This window comes from Streptomyces sp. AcH 505, assembly GCF_000818175.1.
Lineage (GTDB): Bacteria > Actinomycetota > Actinomycetes > Streptomycetales > Streptomycetaceae > Streptomyces.
On record NZ_JTIY01000001.1, the window covers coordinates 3,628,438 to 3,630,050 of the forward strand.

Below are 1,613 nucleotides of genomic sequence, written 5' to 3' on the forward strand. Positions count from 1 at the left end.
CGCCGACCTGCTGGAGCGGCTGTGCCTCGCCCTCTCCCGCCCCGGCGTGGACGGCGTGCTCGGCAGCGCCGACGTCCTGGACGACCTGCTCCTCATAGGCGCGCTCGACGACCGCGTCGTCATCGGCTCGATGAACCGCGGCGGACTCGCGGGCGCCGCGTTCGAACTCGACGACCGCTTCACCGGACACCGCCCCGAGGACATCGCCGGGCACGGCTTCGACGCGGGCAAGATGCTGCTGCGCATCGACTACGACGACCCGGGCTCCCTCGACACGATCCACTCGGCGGCGCGCGCCGTCGACGCCATGGCGGAGCGCAAGCTGCCCGTCTTCGTCGAGCCGTTCGTCTGCCGCCGGGTCGACGGACGGCTCCGTACCGACCTGAGCGCCGACGCGGTGACCCGCTCCATCGCCATCGCGTCGGGTCTCGCCGGCAGCTCCGCGTACACCTGGCTGAAGGTTCCCGTTACCGAGGACCCCGACGATATGGCCCGGGTCATGGAGACCTCGACGCTGCCCGCTGTCCTGCTGGGCGGCGAGATCGGCGGCGACCAGGAGGGCGCGTACGAGAAATGGCGCAAGGCCCTGCGGCTGCCCACCGTGCAGGGTCTCGTGGTGGGGCGCTCGCTGCTCTATCCGGCCGACGGGGACGTGGCGGGAGCCGTCGACACGGCCGTAGGACTGCTCTGACGGTCATGGGACTGCCCAGGCGGGCGGTTGAAGGGTAGGAAACAGGTATGACGACCGAGCAGGACAAGGCGCGGCTGTACGTGCCGGCGGGCAGCGCGGCGGCCGGCCCGTACGCGCTCGACATCGGCCCCGAGCGGGCCGGCTGGACCCACAGCGCGCTGCGCGTCGTCGAGCTCGCGCCCGGCGCCACCCACGCGTTCGCCACCGGAGACAGCGAATGGATCGTCATTCCGCTGAACGGCGGTTGTACGGTGCGTACCGAGGGTGAGGTCATGGAACTGCTGGGCAGAGAAAGCGTGTTCAGCGGCGTCACGGACTTCGGCTACGTACCGCGCGACGCCGATGCCCAGATCTCCTCCGATGCGGGAGGCCGCTTCGCCCTGGCAGGAGCGAAGTGCGAGCGACGACTCCCCGCTCGCTACGGCCCCGCATCGGAGGTTCCGGTCGAACTGCGCGGCGCGGGGGGCTGCTCCCGCCAGGTCAACAACTTCGCGGCCGCCGGCGTCTTCGCGTGCGACCGGCTCATCGCCGTCGAGGTGCTGACCCCCGGCGGCAACTGGTCGTCGTACCCGCCGCACAAGCACGACGAACCGCTCCCCGGCACCGAGTCGGTGCTGGAGGAGATCTACTACTTCGAGATCGACCCGGGCGCGCACGGCGCCGGATCCGCGCTCGGCTACCACCGTGTCTCACCCTCGCGGCCCGGCGGCAGTGACGTACTGGCCGAGGTCCGCAGCGGTGACACGGTGCTCATCCCGGACGGCTGGCACGGCCCGTCCGTCGCGGCGCCGGGACACGACATGTACTACCTGAACGTGATGGCAGGTCCCGGCGAGACCAGGGAGTGGCTGATCAGCGACCACCCCGACCACGGCTGGATCCGGGACACCTGGCCCGGCCAGGACGTCGACCCGCGGCTGCC

General features: G+C 71.4%; 2 protein-coding genes. Both read left to right on the forward strand.

Going from position 1 to position 1,613, the window contains the following annotated elements; translation table 11 throughout:
- Positions 1 to 691 (forward strand): hypothetical protein (locus HY68_RS16575; protein ID WP_041989515.1); only part of this gene is annotated, 691 nt, incomplete at its 5' end.
- A gap of 47 nt (positions 692 to 738) precedes the next feature.
- On the forward strand, positions 739 to 1,613 hold an 875-nt coding region (iolB, locus tag HY68_RS16580; protein WP_041996278.1), incomplete at its 3' end, for a 5-deoxy-glucuronate isomerase.